15 protein-coding genes are annotated in these 18,621 nt (G+C 39.2%); 5 read left to right on the top strand and 10 right to left on the bottom strand.

Going from position 1 to position 18,621, the window contains the following annotated elements; translation table 11 throughout:
- Positions 1-33 precede the first annotated feature (33 nt).
- Genes EG365_RS12260 through rluB form a run of 3 tightly spaced genes read left to right on the top strand, consistent with a single transcriptional unit; the run spans position 34 to position 2,383 of the window.
- The gene (locus EG365_RS12260) at positions 34-825 is read left to right on the top strand and encodes a segregation and condensation protein A (RefSeq protein ID WP_001076479.1); all 792 of its coding nucleotides are present in this window, start codon (positions 34-36) and stop codon (positions 823-825) included.
- Positions 822-1,418, top strand: a complete 597-nt coding sequence (gene scpB, locus EG365_RS12255) for an SMC-Scp complex subunit ScpB (RefSeq protein WP_000093856.1) — start codon at positions 822-824, stop codon at positions 1,416-1,418. The genes EG365_RS12260 and scpB overlap by 4 nt, the downstream gene beginning before the upstream one ends.
- A gap of 41 nt (positions 1,419-1,459) precedes the next feature.
- On the top strand, positions 1,460-2,383 hold the full coding sequence (gene rluB, locus EG365_RS12250) for a 23S rRNA pseudouridine(2605) synthase RluB (RefSeq protein WP_001291248.1): 924 nt from the start codon (positions 1,460-1,462) through the stop codon (positions 2,381-2,383).
- A gap of 63 nt (positions 2,384-2,446) precedes the next feature.
- Here rluB and bioD read toward each other — a convergent pair whose 3' ends face one another.
- The 5 genes from bioD to EG365_RS12225 form a co-directional block, all read right to left on the bottom strand.
- On the bottom strand, positions 2,447-3,091 hold the full coding sequence (gene bioD / locus EG365_RS12245; RefSeq protein ID WP_000016597.1) for a dethiobiotin synthase: 645 nt from the start codon (positions 3,089-3,091) through the stop codon (positions 2,447-2,449).
- Positions 3,092-3,841 (bottom strand): malonyl-ACP O-methyltransferase BioC, encoded by a 750-nt coding sequence (bioC, locus tag EG365_RS12240; protein ID WP_000055843.1) that lies wholly within the window; start codon positions 3,839-3,841, stop codon positions 3,092-3,094.
- Positions 3,838-4,995 (bottom strand): 8-amino-7-oxononanoate synthase, encoded by a 1,158-nt coding sequence (locus EG365_RS12235; RefSeq protein WP_000054334.1) that lies wholly within the window; start codon positions 4,993-4,995, stop codon positions 3,838-3,840. Before EG365_RS12235 ends, bioC begins: the two co-directional genes overlap by 4 nt.
- Position 4,996: 1 nt before the next feature.
- Positions 4,997-6,277: an adenosylmethionine--8-amino-7-oxononanoate transaminase gene (gene bioA, locus EG365_RS12230; RefSeq protein ID WP_000131430.1), complete on the bottom strand. Its 1,281-nt coding sequence runs from the start codon at positions 6,275-6,277 to the stop codon at positions 4,997-4,999.
- A gap of 90 nt (positions 6,278-6,367) precedes the next feature.
- The gene (locus tag EG365_RS12225; RefSeq protein WP_000776145.1) at positions 6,368-7,102 is read right to left on the bottom strand and encodes a hydrolase; all 735 of its coding nucleotides are present in this window, start codon (positions 7,100-7,102) and stop codon (positions 6,368-6,370) included.
- Positions 7,103-7,457: 355 nt separating this feature from the next.
- Here EG365_RS12225 and otsB point away from each other — a divergent pair, with 355 nt between their 5' ends.
- A complete protein-coding gene (gene otsB, locus EG365_RS12220) occupies positions 7,458-8,309 on the top strand; it encodes a trehalose-phosphatase (RefSeq protein WP_001064784.1) in 852 nt (283 codons plus the stop codon).
- Entirely contained in the window at positions 8,297-9,727 is a 1,431-nt protein-coding gene (locus tag EG365_RS12215; protein ID WP_000040106.1) for an alpha,alpha-trehalose-phosphate synthase (UDP-forming), read from the top strand. The genes otsB and EG365_RS12215 overlap by 13 nt, the downstream gene beginning before the upstream one ends.
- A 67-nt stretch (positions 9,728-9,794) precedes the next feature.
- On the opposite strand, the gene EG365_RS12210 is transcribed toward EG365_RS12215, so the two are convergent.
- The 5 genes from EG365_RS12210 to smc all read right to left on the bottom strand — a co-directional run bounded on the left by EG365_RS12210 (position 9,795) and on the right by smc (position 18,620).
- Complete coding sequence (locus tag EG365_RS12210) at positions 9,795-10,988, bottom strand: MFS transporter (protein ID WP_002000178.1); 1,194 nt, start codon at positions 10,986-10,988, stop codon at positions 9,795-9,797.
- Positions 10,989-11,282: 294 nt separating this feature from the next.
- A complete protein-coding gene (gene ftn, locus EG365_RS12205; protein WP_001214863.1) occupies positions 11,283-11,747 on the bottom strand; it encodes a heteropolymeric bacterioferritin subunit Ftn in 465 nt (154 codons plus the stop codon).
- A 253-nt stretch (positions 11,748-12,000) separates the two neighbouring features.
- On the bottom strand, positions 12,001-14,037 hold the full coding sequence (ligA, locus tag EG365_RS12200; RefSeq protein WP_001018842.1) for an NAD-dependent DNA ligase LigA: 2,037 nt from the start codon (positions 14,035-14,037) through the stop codon (positions 12,001-12,003).
- A gap of 94 nt (positions 14,038-14,131) precedes the next feature.
- Positions 14,132-15,169, bottom strand: a complete 1,038-nt coding sequence (locus EG365_RS12195; RefSeq protein ID WP_000405211.1) for a cell division protein ZipA C-terminal FtsZ-binding domain-containing protein — start codon at positions 15,167-15,169, stop codon at positions 14,132-14,134.
- A 1-nt stretch (position 15,170) separates the two neighbouring features.
- The gene (smc, locus tag EG365_RS12190; RefSeq protein WP_001239984.1) at positions 15,171-18,620 is read right to left on the bottom strand and encodes a chromosome segregation protein SMC; all 3,450 of its coding nucleotides are present in this window, start codon (positions 18,618-18,620) and stop codon (positions 15,171-15,173) included.
- Position 18,621: the final 1 nt, after the last annotated feature.

The raw sequence follows: 18,621 nt of genomic DNA, 5'->3' as shown, positions 1-18,621 counted from the left end.
TGCTTTTGAAAATTCGCGTGGCTTATAATCGTAATGAACCAATCACTTCATCAATCCATGGAAGACGTTCCACACATCCGTGTTTTAGATGAGTGGCACGATACGATTCCTGAGGATCTTTATATTCCTCCAGCTGCCTTTGAGATTTTGCTCGAACAGTTTGAAGGACCACTCGACTTTTTAATTTATCTGATTCAAAAAAACGGTTTTGATCTCATCCAGCTTGATATTGCTCCTATTGCAACTCAATATTTGGCTTATATGGATAGTATGAAATCCTTAAACATTGAGCTGACTGCCGACTATATGGTCATGGCTGCTTTATTGGCTGATTTGAAATCTCGCTTACTTTTACCTAAGCCTACTGTAGTAAGCATCGAAAAAGATCCTAAACAGGATCTTATTGATCGACTCGAAACTTATTTACGCATTAAACAAGCCGCTGAACGTTTAGGCCAAATGCCAGTTCTTGACCGTGATACATTCAGTGCCAATGTAAGCTTAGGTCATATTGCACCTGTTTATGAAGGTTATGATGTTTCAGCATTACACGATGCTTTGTTCTGTGTATTTAACCGTCCGGAACCTGTAACACACACAATTGCGCAAGAGCCTGTACTGTTAGAAGAACGTATTGCTTATATTGAAGAGAAATTAGAGTCAGGCGACGTGTTAAGTTTTAAAGAATTACTTAATCCCCAACAAGGCCGTATGGGAATGGTTGTAACTTTTATGGCTGTTTTAGAATTGACCCGACAACAAAAGATTAAGATTATTGCTACAGGAGTTGAAGCTCCACTAGCTATTCAAGGGTCTTCAATATGAGCAGTTTTGAACAAAATAATAATGATTTGTCATTAGCCGATATTCATCATGAAGTTTTATTACAGCTTGAAGCCATTATTTTTGCTAGTGAAGCGCCTGTCTCAATTGCCCGTTTAAAAGAAGCATTTAATAATCAATATAACAAACAACAGCTTCGTCAGCTTTTACAACAGCTTGCCCTTTTACAACATGGCCGTTCCATTGAGTTGATTGAAACTGCGCAGGGCTTTCGTTTTCAGGTAAGATCCAAATATCGCAATATCATTGCGCAGATTTGGCCAGAGCGACCAACAAAACTGTCACCATCATTACTAGAAACGTTGGCTGTCATTGCGTATCATCAACCGGTCACACGTGCTGATATTGAACAAATTCGTGGTGTATCTAATAATAGTCAGATTCTCAGAACGCTATTTGACTGGAACTGGATTAAAGAAGCCGGTTTTAGAGATTTACCCGGAAGACCTGCGTTGCTAATTACAACGCCTCAATTTCTGAATGCTTTTGGTCTAGCCTCTCTAGGCCAATTGCCTCCCCTGCAGAACGCCAAGGAAGCATTTATGGCTCTCGATGCAAATGCACCGAAGTCATAAAGAGGTGGACTGTTGATCATTATGTCTAAGGTTGTGCTGTCATGAGTGAAAAATTGCAAAAAGTATTAGCGCGAATCGGATTAGGTTCTCGCCGATATATGGAAGAGGTTATTGCCGCAGGACGCGTGAGTGTGAACGGCCGCATTGCCCAAGTTGGCGAGCGCATTGAACCAGGCGATGAATTACGCATTGATGGCCGTAAAGTTCAGTTCCAGATCGAAGATGAAATTCGTCGTCGTGTACTGATTTATTATAAACCAGAAGGTGAAATCTGTTCACGTAATGACCCTGAAAAGCGTCCAACCGTATTTGATCATTTACCACAAATTGCAAATGACCGTTGGGTAATGGTAGGCCGTCTAGATATTAACAGTACAGGTTTATTACTTTTTACAAACGATGGCGAGCTTGCTAACCGCTTAATGCATCCATCTAATGAAATTGAACGTGAATACGCTGTACGTGTAATGGGTGAAGTAACACCACAATTACGTCAAAACATGGTCAATGGTGTAGAGCTTGAAGATGGCCCTGCCAAATTCGAATCTTTCTCTGAAATTGGTGGTGAAGGTATTAACCGCTGGTATCAAGTTGTAGTGAAAGAAGGCCGTAACCGTGAAGTACGCCGTATTTTTGAATCACAAGGCCTTAAAGTAAGCCGCTTATTGCGTACTCGCTACGGTACTGTCATTTTACCACGCGAATTACGTACTGGTCGCTGGATGGAACTCGACAAAACTGACATAGACAACTTGGCAAAATCTGTTGAGTTAAAACCACGTCAAGGTACAGGCTTATTTGGCATGGCAAAACGTCGCACCGAACGTATGACAGAAAAGCCAATGGCAGCACGCCGTGGTGGTTACTTACGTCAGCAACGTCGTGATGATGAAAAAGAAGCGCCAGCTAACACAGGCAATCAGCGCAAATCGACTGGTTTTAACCGTGGATTTAAAAAGTTCTAAGTAAAGTTTTTAAATCAAAAACCGCTCTAAATTGAGCGGTTTTTTTATGGCCTACTTTTTTAATTAATTCATTTTTGCTAGTTCAATCCATTCAGCTTCAGGGAAATGAATCGCTATATAATCCTTCAAATAATTTGAAGTATCTTGAGAGATTAATGGATCTTTTGATTCATCTTTTAGGTTGTAAACCAAAGCTTTTAGTTTCAGACCACGTGACTTAAGCGCCTCGAGACTAAGCAATGTATGGTTAATACTCCCCAAACGACCAGACGTCACCAAAATAACAGGAAACTGATGCTGAGCAACGTAATCAATAGTAAGTAAACTGGTGGTTAAGGGTACCATTAAGCCACCTGCACCTTCTAACAATACAATTTCAAAACGCTCAGCCAATGTTTGAGTCGCATTCTCAATTTTTTGAAAATCGATCTCTCGGTTATCAAGACGCGTTGCTAAATGAGGTGAAGCAGGATAACTAAAGATTTCCGGCATAGTCAGCTTGTCATGATCTTCCTGAAACCAACCTTGCCCCATAATTTCACGATGCTTCTGGATATCCTCTGAGATATCAGCATTACCTGTCTGAATGAGTTTTTGGGTAATCACTTTTTTACCCTGCTCAGTCCATAATTTTGCTAAAAAACCTGTTGCGTAGGTTTTACCAATTTCGGTATCAATCCCACTCACAAAATAGATCTGGCCACTCATTTACTTCATTCTCCGGGCAATACAATAAATCGGGTGATATGTTAAGGAGTACCCCTCAGCGTGCTTAAACCGGTCATAATCTTGATAAAACTGCTGTAAAGTTTGCTTAGTCCAACGATGCTGAGCAGTTGCCGTTACACCTGTTGCTTTTAAATGCTGCAACACGGCTTTAGGCGCATCGAAATAAAGCTGAGTTTCTGACTGTGCCAAATGCAAAATCTCAAAACCAGCCTGAGTTAAGGCACTGTTCCAATTTTCAAGATTCCAATAATTTAAACCTTGTCCGGTTAGCTCTTTAATTTCAATTAGGTTTCTAGGACCAAATGTTGAAAAGCATAGCCAGCCTTGCTCATTTAAAGCAGCATAGCAATGTTGAAGTAGCCGTGGTAAATCTTGCATCCATTGCAAAGCTGAACCGGAAACAATCATATTGAGCTGCTGAGGGAATTCTAAGGTTTCAACGTCTCCAATTAACCATTTCACATGTTCTTCATGATTAAAGTGCTGTTGCACCTCTGCATACAAATCATTTAAAACTAAATCTTCAATTTGAAAAGATTCAACAAGCAGACGAGTTAAATTGCCAGAACCGCAACCAATTTCAAAGACACGTGACATCGCGCTTGGACAAAATTGCTTGAGTAAGTTCGTTAAGTTTTGGCAAATTTGTTTTTGGACAATTGCATGCTTTGAATAGCTTTGCCCTGCTTTAGCAAAACGTTGGGCAACCAAATCTTTATTCAAACTCACAGGAAACTCACCAATGCTTCAAGTTCATGTTGCTCAACCATTGATGTTAAGGAAATGCGCAAACGCGAACTATTTTTAGGTACTGTTGGTGGACGTACAGGCATGGCATAAAAACCGCTTTCCTGAACCTGTTTCGCCTTATCGATAGTAGCCTGACTCTCTCCCACAATCACTGGAATAATATGGCTGGTCGATGGACTCACATACCCCTTTTGCACCACTGCTTGTTGAAGATATTGGCTAATATTTTTTAAATGTTCACGTTGAGATTGAGCCATTAATACTTTTTTAAAAATAAAATTTGCCCATGCCATAACAATCGGAGGTTGTGCGGTACTAAAAATAAGCGGACGCATTTTATTAATGAGATAATCTTTAATAATTGGATGGCAAATAATATAACCACCGACTGCGGCTAGCGCTTTACCCAAGGTACCAACTAGAAAATCAATTTCCTGAATTACATTATATTGTTCGGCACACCCTAAACCTTGCTGTCCACGTACGCCAATTGAATGCGCTTCATCGACATATAACATGGTTTTAGCAAAGCGTTTTTTAAGCTGGACTAAAGCGGTTAAATCTGTTTCATCGCCATCCATACTAAAAATACTTTCCGTGACCACAATAATTCGTTCAATCTGGTCATCATCATGATACTTTTGTAGAAGTTGCTCTAAATGCTGAAAATCATTATGTCGATAGCGCACATACTGGGCACCAGACAAACGAATCCCATCAATCATACTGGCATGAACTAACTTATCTGCCAGAATTAAAGTTTTACTATCAGCAACAGCGGGCAAAATACCAATATTCATATGGTAGCCACTATTGAATAATAGAGCCGCCCGACCACCAAATGCTTGGCTTAGGCTATTTTCCAACTGTTCATATTCATCAAAATTGCCCGTTAATAAACGTGAAGATGAAGAACTAAAATAGCTGCGTTCTAATGGATAGTAATCTAAAAATTCTTGGCGAAGATCAATATCAGCCGCCAACCCAAGATAGTCATTTGAAGCTAAGTTGAGCATCGTTTTATTTTGAATCGTAATAAAACGGCCATGCTGCACATTTTGGGTAAATTGTCTGAAATTACCTTGTCGTTTTAACTCATCTAACTCTGTAGCAAAATGATCGAGCAATGACATCTTAATGTGCCCCCTGCATCGTTTTAACTACTTCAACCAACTGTTCGAGCAAGTCACTTAACTCTTGTTGAGTGATGACATAAGGCGGCATGACATAAACTAATTTTCCAAAAGGACGAATCCAGATTCCACGCTCTACAAATTGTTGCTGTAAAGTTTTCATATCGACATTAAAGGTGAGTTCTACCACACCAATTGCACCGAGCACTCTTACATCGGCAACATAATCAAGCTGATTTAAAGACATTAAATATTGACTAAGCTGTTGCTCAATTCGCTTAATATTGGCCTGCCAATCTTGCTCAATTAATAATTGCGTACTTTTTAAAGCAACAGCACAAGCGAGTGGATTGGCCATAAAAGTTGGGCCGTGCATAAATACCCCAGCCTCACCGCGACTAATGGTTTCTGCTACATGCTTTGTCGTTAAGGTCGCAGATAAAGTCATATAACCGCCTGTTAACCCTTTACCTAGGCACATAATATCTGGCTCAACTTGAGCATGTTCCCAAGCAAAGAGCTTACCTGTACGACCAAAACCAGTGGCAATTTCATCAAAAATTAATAACAGATGATATTTTTCACAAAGCGCTTTAGCCTGACGTAAATATTCAGGATGATAAAAGCGCATGCCCCCTGCACCTTGGACAATCGGCTCAATAATCAGTGCAGCAAGGTTTTCATGATTTTGCTGAATAGCTTGCTCTAGCTCGGCAATATCTTCTTGGTTCCACTCTTCATGAAATTTGGTTTGCGGAGCTGCTACAAAAAGACGGTTCGGTAAACTTGTACCAAAAATCTGATGCATGCCTGTCACTGGATCACAAACAGACATCGCATTCCATGTATCACCGTGATAACCAGAACGTGTAGTAATAAAATTTGTTTTTTGTGGCTGGCCTTGTGCTGTCCAGAATTGCACAGCCATTTTCAAAGCAACTTCAACGGCAACCGAACCTGAATCTGCATAAAAAATTTTATCGAGACTCGGTGGTGTAATTTTTAAAAGAATTTTGCCAAGTTCAATAGCAGGATCATGAGTTAAACCGCCAAACATGATATGAGACATATTTTGTAGCTGGTCAGTCACTGCCTGATTAAGCTCAGGGTGGTTATAGCCATGAATTGCACACCACCAAGATGACATACCATCAATTAAAGTTCTACCATCATCAAGTTCAATCGTTGCCCCATAGGCACGCTTCACTTTAAATGTAGGTAAAGGTTGGGTCATTGAAGTATATGGATGCCAAATATGTTCCAAATCAAAATTATCGGTCATCCTCTATACCCTTTTACAGCAATTAAATCTTTCATTTAGCACATGTTAAACCTGTTAAGAATGAAAGAAAATTGCGAGATCAATCAAAGCTTATGAACTTTGCTGATGAATTGTTAAAAATTGGCAGATTTCTTCAATTGTTCTTTCCACCTGTAAGTAGGGAAAAGCATGTGTAGCGTCTTTTAGCAACTTATAAGTCATGTTTTCTGTAGCGAAATCCTTAAAATTCTCTATAATTTTGCAAGGAATGACATTGTCTTGCTCAGCAAACAGATGAAGCTGTAGACCCAGATAGTTTTTCAAGTTATCTACCAAGTTTAGCTGCTCAAGCATTTGCAACCCCGCTAATAAAAGTTCATTTGACGGCGGGTTTGCTATATTTTGTACACTCATCCAATCTTGTTTCGCTTGAGATGAGCCAAGTGTAATTAAATAATAAAAACGCTTTAAAGTGGCTTGCGGGTTCTGTAAAAAAGACGCTTTAAATTGACTAAAAACATCAGTAGGCATTGCTGTTTGCCAATTATCGGTAGCAACAAAACAAGGATTCGACGCGAGCGTAATTAACGTTTTAGTTTGGCCCGTTTGTTTATAAAAAAAGTCAACCAGATATGTTGCTAACTGTCCACCTAAAGACCAACCTACAACCACATCAATATCAGTTAAAAAATCAAGCTGCTCGTGAAAGTCACAACCTAAAACATTAAAAATATTAATAAGTTGCGTGTCATACCCAGCTTTCGTTAAACCTAATTTTAACGAGTGCAAAGGTTCTACTCCTACTCCCCAACCTGTAATCAATAAAATTTTATTTTGTAACTTCATATGCACGCTCAAAGACAAATTTATGGAAATTATATATTAATATCAATTTAAAATATCTTTTAAAATCAATATAAAAATCGAATTCAAAAAAGTAAAATCAACTATTTAGGGCTGTTAAATATTCTGAAATATATTGATAAATAAGGCCTAAAATATTTATATGAAATATACAAAAATTTAATTATCTAAACATTGAAGCAAATCAAAAAACAACATAATCCACACTTCACCCATAAATCCATTATGCAATGTAATTAATGTTAATACTTATGTTTTTTTATTAAAAAAAATGACTCATCAATTCATTTTAATGTTAGAAGATTAAATATTGATCAAAAAATATGGGCAGGCAAATATGAACAATCAAAGTATAATATCAGATGGGAGAGAAAAATATACATATTTTGTTACACCCAATGATATTATAAATACCTTACCTACAGATAAAAATTATTGTTTATTTCTGGATATTGATGGAACATTAGCTCCATTTCAAATTCATCCTGAGCATAGTTTTATTCCAAATACCACCTTAGAAGTTATAAAAAAAATTATTGAATTAAATATACCGGTGATTGCTGTAACAGGACGTGATGTTGAAACAGCAAGTAAGCTACTTCAGTCTATTGAATTACCTATAGCGGGCTTACATGGTTTAGATATTTATTTTGATTCTGATACTTATATTCGCCCAGATTTAAGCGATATTAATTTTCAAAAATTAAAAGAAGATATTATAAATTCTTGTGAAAAATATCCTGATTTATTAATTGAGGATAAAGAACATTCTATTGCTTTACATTATCGAAAAAACCCGGAATTAGAAGATAATGCAATTTATATTATGCAACAGATTAAATATTTTTATCCTCAATTAAAATTAAATAGAGGAAAATTTGTCGTTGAATTATTACCTAAACAGGCAGATAAAGGTAAAGCAATACAAACAATATTAAATCATCTTAATTTACCGTTAACCCATCCCATATTTATAGGAGATGATTTAACGGATGAAACAGGTTTCATTTTTATTAACCAACAGTTTGGCACTTCAATTAAAGTAGGTTCTGGTAAAACAGAAGCTCAATATAGATTAAAAGATATTAATAGTGTTTCTAATTTTCTTTTTTTCTTCCTAGAAAAAATAAAAAAGTTATACGTCAAAAATAGTCAAGATCAGAATGGAGAACAAATATGTCTAAATTAATCGTGTTATCGAATCGAATTAGTATGCCATCGGGTAAGGCTTCAGCAGGTGGCCTTGCAGTAGCTGTACAAGACGCATTAAATGATAGTAACGGCATTTGGTTAGGCTGGAATGGTCAGCAAATTACCGATACTGAAGCGCCTGAATTCGATCAGGCATATTCTCATGGGATCGACTATATTACCTGCCCTCTTACACATCAGCAATATGCACAGTACTACTGTGGTTTTGCCAATAAAGTATTATGGCCTGCCATGCATGATCGGGATGACCTGATCGAATATAATGCAGAAGAATATAATACCTACCAAAAGGTCAATCGTTTATTTGCTGAAAAATTACAACAGATTGCTCAGCCTGATGATCTGATTTGGGTGCATGACTATCACTTTTTCAGCGTAGCTCGTCATTGCCGTGAATTAGGTATGCAAAATAAAATCGGTTTCTTTTTGCATATTCCTTTCGCAAGCTTAAATATCTGGCGCAAGATCCCAGTTGCACTACAGTTGGTCCAAGATCTTTGCCAATATGATGTGATTGGTTTACAAACTCAAACCGATCAGAACACCTGTATGCAAACTTGTATGGGCTTACTTGAAGCTCAAAAAATACTAAGCGACAGAATCAGTTATAAGAAACGTCAAATCTTGATTAAGTCCTATCCTATCGGTGTTCAGCCAGAGCTTATTCAGCGCCAAGCACAACAGGCCTTTCATACACCATACGTATTTAACTTTGAAGATATACCACGTCAAAAAACAATTATTGGGGTTGACCGGATTGATTATTCAAAAGGTTTACTTGAACGTTTCAATGCATTTGCAACTTTCCTTGAAACTAATCCTGAATATCATGGATTGGTACGTCACCTTCAAGTTGCAACGCCTTCACGTACAGATATTCCAGCCTATCAACGCTTATACCAACGCTTTAAGGCCAAATTAGAACTGATTAATGAAGAGTTTGCTCATGAAGATTGGCGACCTATCGACTGTTGCTTCGACACAGTTCAACATGACAGCTTGATGCATATTTATCGTCGTTCTGACATTTGCTGGATTAGCTCATTACGTGATGGTATGAATTTGGTCGCAAAAGAATATATTGCGGCTCAAGATCCAGAGAACCCAGGTGTGCTGATTTTATCTAAATATGCCGGTGCTGCTGAACAAATGACTCAAGCATTGATTGTTGATCCATTAGATAGAGCAGCCATGATGGATTCTTTAAAAACCGCTCTAGAGATGTCTAAAGCTGAACGTATTAATCGTTATGAACAGTTAATAGAAGGTTTAGCAGCTACTGACCTGAGTGATTGGCGAAATAATTTCTTGAAGGATTTAGAAAATTCTCCGACATTCACAAAGTCCAAGTTGTCCTTACAAGAAAAGTATCAACCCACTTACCATGTCTTATAATAATTTAAGCTTATGGAACATCGAGGATGTTTTACTCGATGTTCCGCGGCTGGTAAGCAAGCTTAGATTACTTTGCCTTCACAAGAGTAAAGCGATTAAGTATAGCAATCATGGTTAATAAAACCGCCACTCCTGATAAGACAGTGGTTAGGCTAGTCCACTGGCCAATCAAACCAATTAAGGCTGGGCCACTTAATGAACCTGTATAAGCAATCGTTGACACTAAAGACAGTGCCGCTGCTTTAGGCATATCATTTTGGCGTCCAACACGAGAGAACATGACTGGTACAATATTAGAACAGCCTAAACCTAAAAGTGCATAACCCAATACGACAACTTGCCAAACAGGTGCCATCACAATAGTGACCATAGCAAGAGCAGCGACAATTGCACTATAAGTCACAATAGTTTTCTCACCCCACTGTTTTAACAAGATATGCCCTGCAAAACGACCACTTGTCATACTAAGCGCGAAGAAAGTATAAGCCAGCCCAGCAAAGGCAGGATTAAGCTGGTATTTACTAGTTAAATAAATACCACCCCAATCCATTGCCGCACCTTCTGACAAAAAGGCAATAAAACACATCATCCCAATCAAAAGGATCGTACCGTTCGGACGTGAAGATTTTTTAGGCGCGTCAGTTATTTCCGCTGCACCTTGTTCATCTTGCTCAAATGTTGTTAAGGCAGATGGAATGGCAACAAAGCTCACCACCAATAAAACCATGACTACAGACAATGTGCTCATGAGTGGTGAAAGGCCAATTGCTAATAGTGCAGTGACAAGCATGGCACCGATTAAACCGCCAAGGCTACACATACCATGAAAACTAGACATGAGCGCACGTAAGCTGTGCTTTTCCACCACAACTGCTTGTAAATTAATAGCAACGCCAAGACTACCTGCTGCCGTACCAAAAATGAATAACGCTACAGCCATCGATACAAGACTATGCCAGATCGTTAAACTTGGTAGTAATACCATCAAGAGTATGGTCGCCATAGCAATTAATGGACGACATCCCCAACGCTTAACTAAAGCCCCAGTCGCAGGCATAGCAATCATTGAGCCGATTCCCATACAAAGCAGCAATAAACCAAAATTTGCGTGATTTAGGTTTAAACGTTGCTGAGCATACGGAATAAGTGGTGCCCATGCAGATATCGCAAAGCCCAAGCTAAAAAAGCTAAGACGAGTTGCTAATCGTTGTGTACTTAAGAGAGTAGCTGTATCTAAAACAGCAGGTTTGGAAAATAACATATACGCGAAGCTCACCATAAAACCATTGGCGATCCATACCAACCGATTCCCCATAGAAAAACCCTTGCCTCATTAAATTTCTAGGCAAGGGTTTTTGTTGGCGAAATTATATCCAATTCCACAGAAAAAACATGGGGTCTGATACAAATTTTCTGACTTTTTTGTAACTACCAAAGCCTTATGTAGTAAGGCTTTGAATATATTCAATTTGGCAGAATTAACATTTAAACGGTGACTTCATTTTATTAAAATGAGCCAATAAAAAACCCAGCCTAGGCTGGGTTTTTCAAGTCATTAAATTTGAGACTGGATATAATTTTGCAGGCCAATCAGTTCAATTAAACGCAACTGTTTTTCAAGCCAGTAAGTATGGTCTTCTTCAGTATCTGATAATTGTTGACGTAACATGTCACGACTGATGTAGTCGCCTTTTTCTTCACAAAGTTTAATACCTGTCGCTAATTTTTCACGCACATGATATTCAAGTGCTAAATCAGCTTTTAAGCAAGATACAACGTCTGTACCAACATTGATATCTTCACGATGCATGTTTGGTTTGGCACCTAAAAATAATACACGACGAATAATCGCATCGGCGTGAGACGCTTCTTCTTGCATCTCATGGTCAATACGTTCATAAATCTTGTTTAAGCCCCAATCTTCATACATACGAGAATGGATTAAATATTGATCACGGGCAGCCAACTCTCCGCCAATGAGCATATTTAAATAGTCTATGACTTCTGGATTGCCACGCATAATAAATCTCCTATCGTATGAGTCTATTATGGGCAAACTTAAAAATGATTGCAAAACAAAAAATAGTTAAGTTTATGATTTTTATCAAATTAAAATGAGAAACATACGCATTTGCAGTTTAAGTTATTTAAATTTCCTTTGCAAAAAGAAACGCTTGTCCGATTTATATGCTCAGACAAGCGTTCAAATATAGCAAAAACCATCAATTTATAAATTTGTAACTAAAATCAATGGTTCTTATTTCGCTAACCTTTTAGCTCAAAGTTTGCCCATAGCCTGCCATGAGTGATAAGAAATCTGTTTCATTCATGACGGGAATACCTAACTTCGCAGCTTTTTCTAATTTTGAACCCGCCTTCTCACCAGCAACTACACATTTTGTTTTGCTAGAAACACTCCCACTTACTCGTGCACCTAATGCTTGTAGCATTTGAGTGGCCTGATCACGGGTCATTTGTTCTAATGTACCTGTAAGTACCCAGCTTTCACCATTTAAAGGTTGACGCGTTGGTGCTGTTGGTGCATCCCAATGAATTCCTGCGGCAATTAAACGATCGAGTACTTCAATGTTATGCGGTGCCAAGAAAAAGTCAGCAATCCACTCTGCTGTAATATCCCCTACATCTGGGGTTTTCTTTAAAGCTTCTACATTCGCAGCTTTAAGTGCCTCTAGCGTCTGAAATGTATTTGCTAACATTCTAGCCGTTGTTTCACCTACTCCACGAATACCTAATGCATAAATAAAACGTGCTAGAGTTGTTTTCTTACTTGCTTCAATCGCATCTATTAGGTTCTGTACTGACTTTTCTCCCATTTTTTCGATGCCCAAGAGAGTTTCTCTGTGCTCATGCAAATGGTAAATATCAGCAACATCTTTAAGTAAATCGAGACGTAATAAAGATTCTACCCAACGATCTCCCAAGCCCTCGATATCCATCGCTTTACGCGATACAAAGTGACGAATGGCTTCAATACGCTGTGCGGCACAATATAAACCGCCTGAACAACGTGCGAGAGCCTCACCTTCAGGCATCACTACAGGCGAAGCACATACTGGGCAGGACTCTGGTAAATGAACAACTTCTGCTTCAGCAGGACGGAACTCCGGCCAAACTTTTTCTACTTTAGGAATCACGTCACCCGTACGATATACACTTACCGTATCGCCAATGCGTACATCCAGACGATGAATTTCCCCAATATTATGCAACGTTACGTTAGAAACAGTCACACCACCCACAAAAACAGGGTTTAAGCGTGCTACAGGGGTCAAAGTCCCTGTACGCCCTACTTGCCAGTCAATCTGCTCAACTGTAGTTAATGCAGCTTGTGCCGGGAATTTATAAGCAGTTGCCCAGCGTGGTTCACGACTTAAGAAACCAAGCTGCTGTTGTTGTTTTAGGTCATCAACCTTCACCACCATGCCATCAATTTCAACTTGCAAGTTTGGACGTTCTTGCTGAATTTGCTCATAGCGCTGCTGTACTTCTTGAATTGAATTACACAAGTACTGACGCTCAGCAATTTGGAACCCAAGTTCCGTTAACCATTGTAAGCTATCATGCATGGTTGTCAGGCCATGATTCGGTTCACACTGTGCAATCCCATACGCATAAAATGCCAAAGGTCGAGCAGCAGCAATATTTGGATCAAGTTGTCTTAAACTTCCTGCGGCTGCATTTCGAGGGTTAGCGAAGGTTTTTTCTCCCTTTGCTTCTTGGTCAGCATTGAGTTTTTCAAAACCAGACTTTGGCATCAATACTTCACCACGTACTTCAAGTAGACGAGGTATTTCATATTTTTCTGAATGCAGAACTTTAGGTAAGTTACGAATAGTTTTAACGTTTTGAGTAATGTCTTCCCCCGTTTCGCCATCCCCACGGGTTACACCGCGAACAAGTACACCATTTTCATACCATAGTGAAATCGCAAGGCCGTCGAGTTTTAACTCAACTTCATATTGTACTTTCTGGTTCGGAAGTCGCTCTTCTACACGGCGTGCAAATGCAAATAAGTCTTCTTGGTTAAATACATTACCAAGTGAAAGCATGGGGACCACATGCGTCACACTCTCAAATTTTGAAAGCGCTTGACCACCTACTTTTGTTGTTGGTGAGTCGGCTTGTACAAGTTCCGGATATTGTTCTTCTAAAGCTTTTAACTGATGAAATAAATGATCATATTCACTGTCCGAGATTGTCGGCTGATCCATGACATAGTAGGCATGGTTATGCTTTGCAATCAGTTGAATAAGCTGACGCATCTGTTCGATCACGGAAGTTATTGCCATTATTTTATTCACCATAAAAAAGGGTGGAAATTTCTCCACCCTGAGCTGCGACTAGATATATTACAATTATCGCAACCTATACCAAAAATTTAAACTAGGCTGTTGCCTGTGCTGGACGATAATCAATCACATGATGGCGCCAATGTTCTTTTAACTGTGGCGTAAATTCAAGGTTATTTTCATCATAAACCTTACCATCAATTTCACGAGCAATAAGGCCTGCAATACTGGTCATCATGTCAAAACCGGTAACAGCTTTGCTGTTTGGAAGTGCAAGGAAAAATGCTAAGCCTTGAACTTGTTCAGTCGATAAAGTTTCTAAATCGAAACCAGCAGGACCATTATCAGTCATACGCAATACAGAGAACATCAATGCACTCGGCTCATCGGTATTTTCATAGCGGTGGAAACAAGACATTTCACCGTAACGTAGACCATATTTTAAAAGCACTTTCAGTGCTTTATCACCCGATAACGCACGGCGCGGATTTGGATATACATTTAATGCGATAATCTGCTCAGCCATTGCTAACGCACTTTCGTCATCAAAACGCTGCTGCTCATGTAAATGTACATCAAGAATGTTGCTTTCACCTTCAAACTCAGCAATTTCAGCAGTTTCGATATTTGGATTTAAGCTTAATTCCGGCTCAGTTTTCGGTTGCCCTTCTGCAACTTTTGGTTCTGATGAGCTAACAACTTCTGGTTCAGCAGAAACGGTATCAACTAACTCAACTGAACTATTTTCACTTACAGTTGGGCTAACAGTATTTTCTTCAGCTTTAACTTCTTCTACTTCTACTGGCGTATTTTCAACGGGTACTTGTGTCTGGACTGTTTGAGCTTGTGAAGCCTGTTCTAGTTCTTTTGTTCCCTTTTCTTCTGACTGTGCTGGCTCGCTTAAAGTTGGTTCCACTCGTTCAGCAACGGCTGCTGACGCAACAGTAACTTCTGGCTGTTCAAGTTGATCTCGTACATGACGAGGGATAACCGGTTGATTACTTTCAGGATTAATATGCAAATCACTGTCTAGCGAGGGTTCAGCATGGTTCGGCTTTTTTAAAATCATTCTTAAGCCAATTAGCATGATAATAATGGCAACAACGATGCCAATAATCGTATTGATTTCCATTCTATGACTCCGAAACTAACCCGTATTCTTTTGCCTGTTCTAAATTGACAGTGACTAATTTTGATGTACCCGGTTCAGGCATGGTTACACCCAACAAGTCAGTTGCCATGGTCATCGCCAGCTTATTATGTGTAATGTAAATGAATTGTACATGTTCAGAAAGCTCTTTTACCAAATTACAATATCTCTGTACATTCGCATCGTCGAGTGGAGCGTCCACTTCATCGAGTACACAAAACGGTGCCGGATTTAACCTGAAAATAGCAAATACTAATGCTAACGCTGTTAACGCTTTTTCTCCACCGGAAAGTAATGCCAGAGAACTGTTTTTCTTACCCGGTGGTCTCGCCATGAGCTTAACCCCAGATTGCCAATCATCCTCAAGACTTAAACTGGCTTCACCACCATTAAAAACTTTTGGAAATAGATTTTGTAACTCTTGATTAATCTGATCAAAAGTCGACATAAACAACTTACGGGTTTCTTGGTCAATGCTCTTCATCGCATCTTTTAACTGAGTTACCGTATTTTCCAAGTCTTGAATTTGGTGGCTCAACTCATCAAAACGCTGAGAAACTTCTTCAAACTCTTGTGAAGCAGCTAAGTTAACTGCACCGATTTTTTCAAACTGTTTCTGTACTTTTTCTAGTTTTTGCTGGTGTTCAGTTAAATCTATTTTCAAACCCGTTTGAAGCTCGGCATTTAACTCTTTGAGCTGTTCTTGATAGTGCTCACGATCCGACTTGGCGGCTTGCCATGCTAAACGTTTGGCTTCAAGCTGCTCTCTAAGCTTTTCATCTTGCTGTTGGTATTGATGGCGTTGGTCTGTAAGCGTTTGTTGCTTCTCTTGGACACTATTAAGCTCAATCTGCCATTCATTCCATGTCTTTTGCAGCTTTTCGGTTTGAGCAAATTGTTGTTGAAACTCTGACTCAAGGTTTGGCAACTCTAACTGAATAGGGTCAACAAACTTTTTCGCCTGTTCCATTTGCGCTGTAATTTGTTGATATTGGCTCTGCAAGAACGAAATATCTTTTTCAAGCAGCTCAATTTGTTGAGTTGTCTGCGTACTATTACGTCGTAAAATCTCACGTTCTTGTTGTTGCTGTTGTAAGACTTGTTGCTGTTCCTCAAGCTGCTCTGTTAATTCTTCTACCTGAAATTGCAAAGTTTTATAGTCAGGTAAAATAGTTTCGAGCTTCATTGCCAATGCATGCAAATCAATTTCAAGATCATCTTTTTGCATCGCATCTTCTTCAAGCTGCGTATCTAATTGAGCGAGTTGATCTTTCAATTGCTGTTTTTGCAATAAAAATGCTTGTGCTGCGGTTTGTTGCTTGGCAATTTGTACATCAAGCTGTTGCAAGTCTTTTTGTTTTTGTTTAATGACTTGTTGTTTTTGCTGTAGGTCAACTTGTAACTGTCCTAGCTCATCTTTTTGCTGAACTATAATTTGATCTAATGCTTGTAATTCTGGTTGCTGCTTTTGAAGAACTTGTTCAATTTCGTCTAGACGAATACGATGACTGAGCATACCTTGCGCACTTTGACTTTCGTCATCATACATAAGAGCAATTACCCAATCTTGCCCGACATGATAACCATCTAAAGTCAAAATAGACTGGCCATATTGCAGTTGTTTTTGTTCATTTAAAGCATGAGATAAATCTTGTGCAATCGCTACATTCGAGAATATTGATAGCTGTGGCGATGCAATCCAATCATTCAAGCAAATCAGGTTCCCCTTAAATTTGCTTGATTGCTCTGAAGGCTTTAACTGGCGAGCAACTCCTTCCTGAAAGGCTTGTTCAGTTTCAACAATATGTGCCTGCAACCATTTTGCTAAAAACTTTTCAATAATTTGTGCGTGTGGTTTGCCCTGCTCTGTTAACTCTAGAGCCTGCATTAAACGTAGCGTATCTTGGTTTTGCTTTGGACTTTGTTTAGCAACAAGCTGGCTTAAGTTTTTCTGCTCTGATAATAAAACCTGTATTTCTGTTTTTAACGTTTGCTGCTGGTTTTTATTTACCTGATGCGCTTGTTGAGCTTGTTCAATACGCTGCACATACTGCTCAATTTCAGCTTCTAGCGTTGAGATTTCACGACAAAGCTGCTGCTGTAATTGCTCAAGCTCGCCTTGTTCATCTTCGTGTACTTGCGATTGGATCTGGTTTGCTTGATGTTGCAGCGTTTCTTTTTGCTGTTCAATGCGCTGAACATTTTTGCCTAATTGCTCGATTTGAGCAGACATTTGCATTTTTTGCTGCTGTTGTTTTTCAACCTGAGCTTTTACTTGCTCAAATTGTTGCTGCGCTTGCCGTTGCTGTGATTGTAAACCTGCAAAACTTTGCTCTGCTTCAGCTGCTGTATGCTCAATTGCAGTTAAAGCTTCGGTTTGCTCTTCTAACTGGCTATTCAGTGTTTCGAGTTGCAATTCAGAAAGCTGTAAACGTTCTTTAGTTTGGGCTTTTTGCTGTTCTAACTGAACGAGAGTTGTACTATTTTGCTGAAATAAACTTTGTTTTTGCTCTAGAGTCATTTTCAGTTCAGACAGTTTCTTTTCAGCTTGTTGCCATTCTTGTTGTAACGGTGAAGATTGCTGAATAAGTCTCTGAAATAAAGCACTGGTAGATTCTAAATCATGTTCAATCGTACTTAATTCTGAACGAACTAATTTAAATGTTTCCCCCAGTTCGTTCATTTGAACGGTATATTCTTCTTGTAGGCGTACACTTTTCTCTGCCTGAAAAGACAAAATTTCAATTTTTAGGGTACGAATCTGGCTTTCTAATGTTTTATATTGAACCGCTGCTTCTGACTGGCGTTTAAGCGTTTTAAGTTGTGATTTTAACTCAAGCGCAATATCTTCCAAGCGTGAAAGGTTTTGCTCCGTATGTTCAAGGTGCTGCAAGGTTTCGCGGCGACGCGCCTGATAACGGGAAACACCTGCCGCCTCTTCAATGAAAATACGCATTTCTTCTGGCTTGGCATCAACCAAGCGGTTAATCATGCCTTGTTCAATGACTGCGTAAGAGCGTGGCCCTAACCCTGTGCCCAAGAAAATGTCAGTAATATCACGGCGGCGACAACGTGTACCATTTAAGAAATACTCAGATTTACCTTCGCGGGTCACCTGACGACGAACTGCGAGCTCATTATAAGCATTATAAGCTCCACCTAATTTGCCATAGGTATTGTCAAAACGCAGTTCTACACTGGCAACACCAACTGGCTTACGCTTGGATGTTCCGGTAAAAATAACATCTTGCATGCTACCACCACGCAGCTGACGAGCGTTTGACTCCCCCATCACCCAGCGGATCGCATCAATAACATTGGATTTGCCACAACCATTTGGACCAACCACTGCTGTGCGGTTCGCCTTAAAATTTAAAGTTGTACTATCTGCAAAAGATTTAAAGCCGGAAAGTTTTAAACTGCTTAAACGCATA

The sequence above is a fragment of the Acinetobacter sp. FDAARGOS_494 genome, from assembly GCF_003812225.1.
In the GTDB taxonomy this organism is placed as follows: domain Bacteria; phylum Pseudomonadota; class Gammaproteobacteria; order Pseudomonadales; family Moraxellaceae; genus Acinetobacter; species Acinetobacter baumannii.
The sequence above is the reverse complement of the archived record's forward strand: the minus strand, read 5'-3'. Positions and strand labels throughout refer to the sequence as shown.

What these genes read in the sequence shown, in the direction of transcription:
- ftn (WP_001214863.1), bottom strand. Translation starts at nt 11,747, where the DNA reads ATGCGTGGCAATCCAGAAGTCATAGACTATTTAAATATGCTCATTGGC.
- rluB (WP_001291248.1), top strand. Translation starts at nt 1,460, where the DNA reads ATGAGTGAAAAATTGCAAAAAGTATTAGCGCGAATCGGATTAGGTTCT.
- smc (WP_001239984.1), bottom strand. Translation starts at nt 18,620, where the DNA reads ATGCGTTTAAGCAGTTTAAAACTTTCCGGCTTTAAATCTTTTGCAGAT.
- otsB (WP_001064784.1), top strand. Translation starts at nt 7,458, where the DNA reads ATGAACAATCAAAGTATAATATCAGATGGGAGAGAAAAATATACATAT.
- EG365_RS12215 (WP_000040106.1), top strand. Translation starts at nt 8,297, where the DNA reads ATGTCTAAATTAATCGTGTTATCGAATCGAATTAGTATGCCATCGGGT.
- scpB (WP_000093856.1), top strand. Translation starts at nt 822, where the DNA reads ATGAGCAGTTTTGAACAAAATAATAATGATTTGTCATTAGCCGATATT.
- ligA (WP_001018842.1), bottom strand. Translation starts at nt 14,037, where the DNA reads ATGGCAATAACTTCCGTGATCGAACAGATGCGTCAGCTTATTCAACTG.
- EG365_RS12235 (WP_000054334.1), bottom strand. Translation starts at nt 4,995, where the DNA reads ATGTCATTGCTCGATCATTTTGCTACAGAGTTAGATGAGTTAAAACGA.
- bioD (WP_000016597.1), bottom strand. Translation starts at nt 3,091, where the DNA reads ATGAGTGGCCAGATCTATTTTGTGAGTGGGATTGATACCGAAATTGGT.
- EG365_RS12260 (WP_001076479.1), top strand. Translation starts at nt 34, where the DNA reads ATGAACCAATCACTTCATCAATCCATGGAAGACGTTCCACACATCCGT.
- bioA (WP_000131430.1), bottom strand. Translation starts at nt 6,277, where the DNA reads ATGACCGATAATTTTGATTTGGAACATATTTGGCATCCATATACTTCA.
- EG365_RS12225 (WP_000776145.1), bottom strand. Translation starts at nt 7,102, where the DNA reads ATGAAGTTACAAAATAAAATTTTATTGATTACAGGTTGGGGAGTAGGA.
- EG365_RS12210 (WP_002000178.1), bottom strand. Translation starts at nt 10,988, where the DNA reads ATGTTATTTTCCAAACCTGCTGTTTTAGATACAGCTACTCTCTTAAGT.
- EG365_RS12195 (WP_000405211.1), bottom strand. Translation starts at nt 15,169, where the DNA reads ATGGAAATCAATACGATTATTGGCATCGTTGTTGCCATTATTATCATG.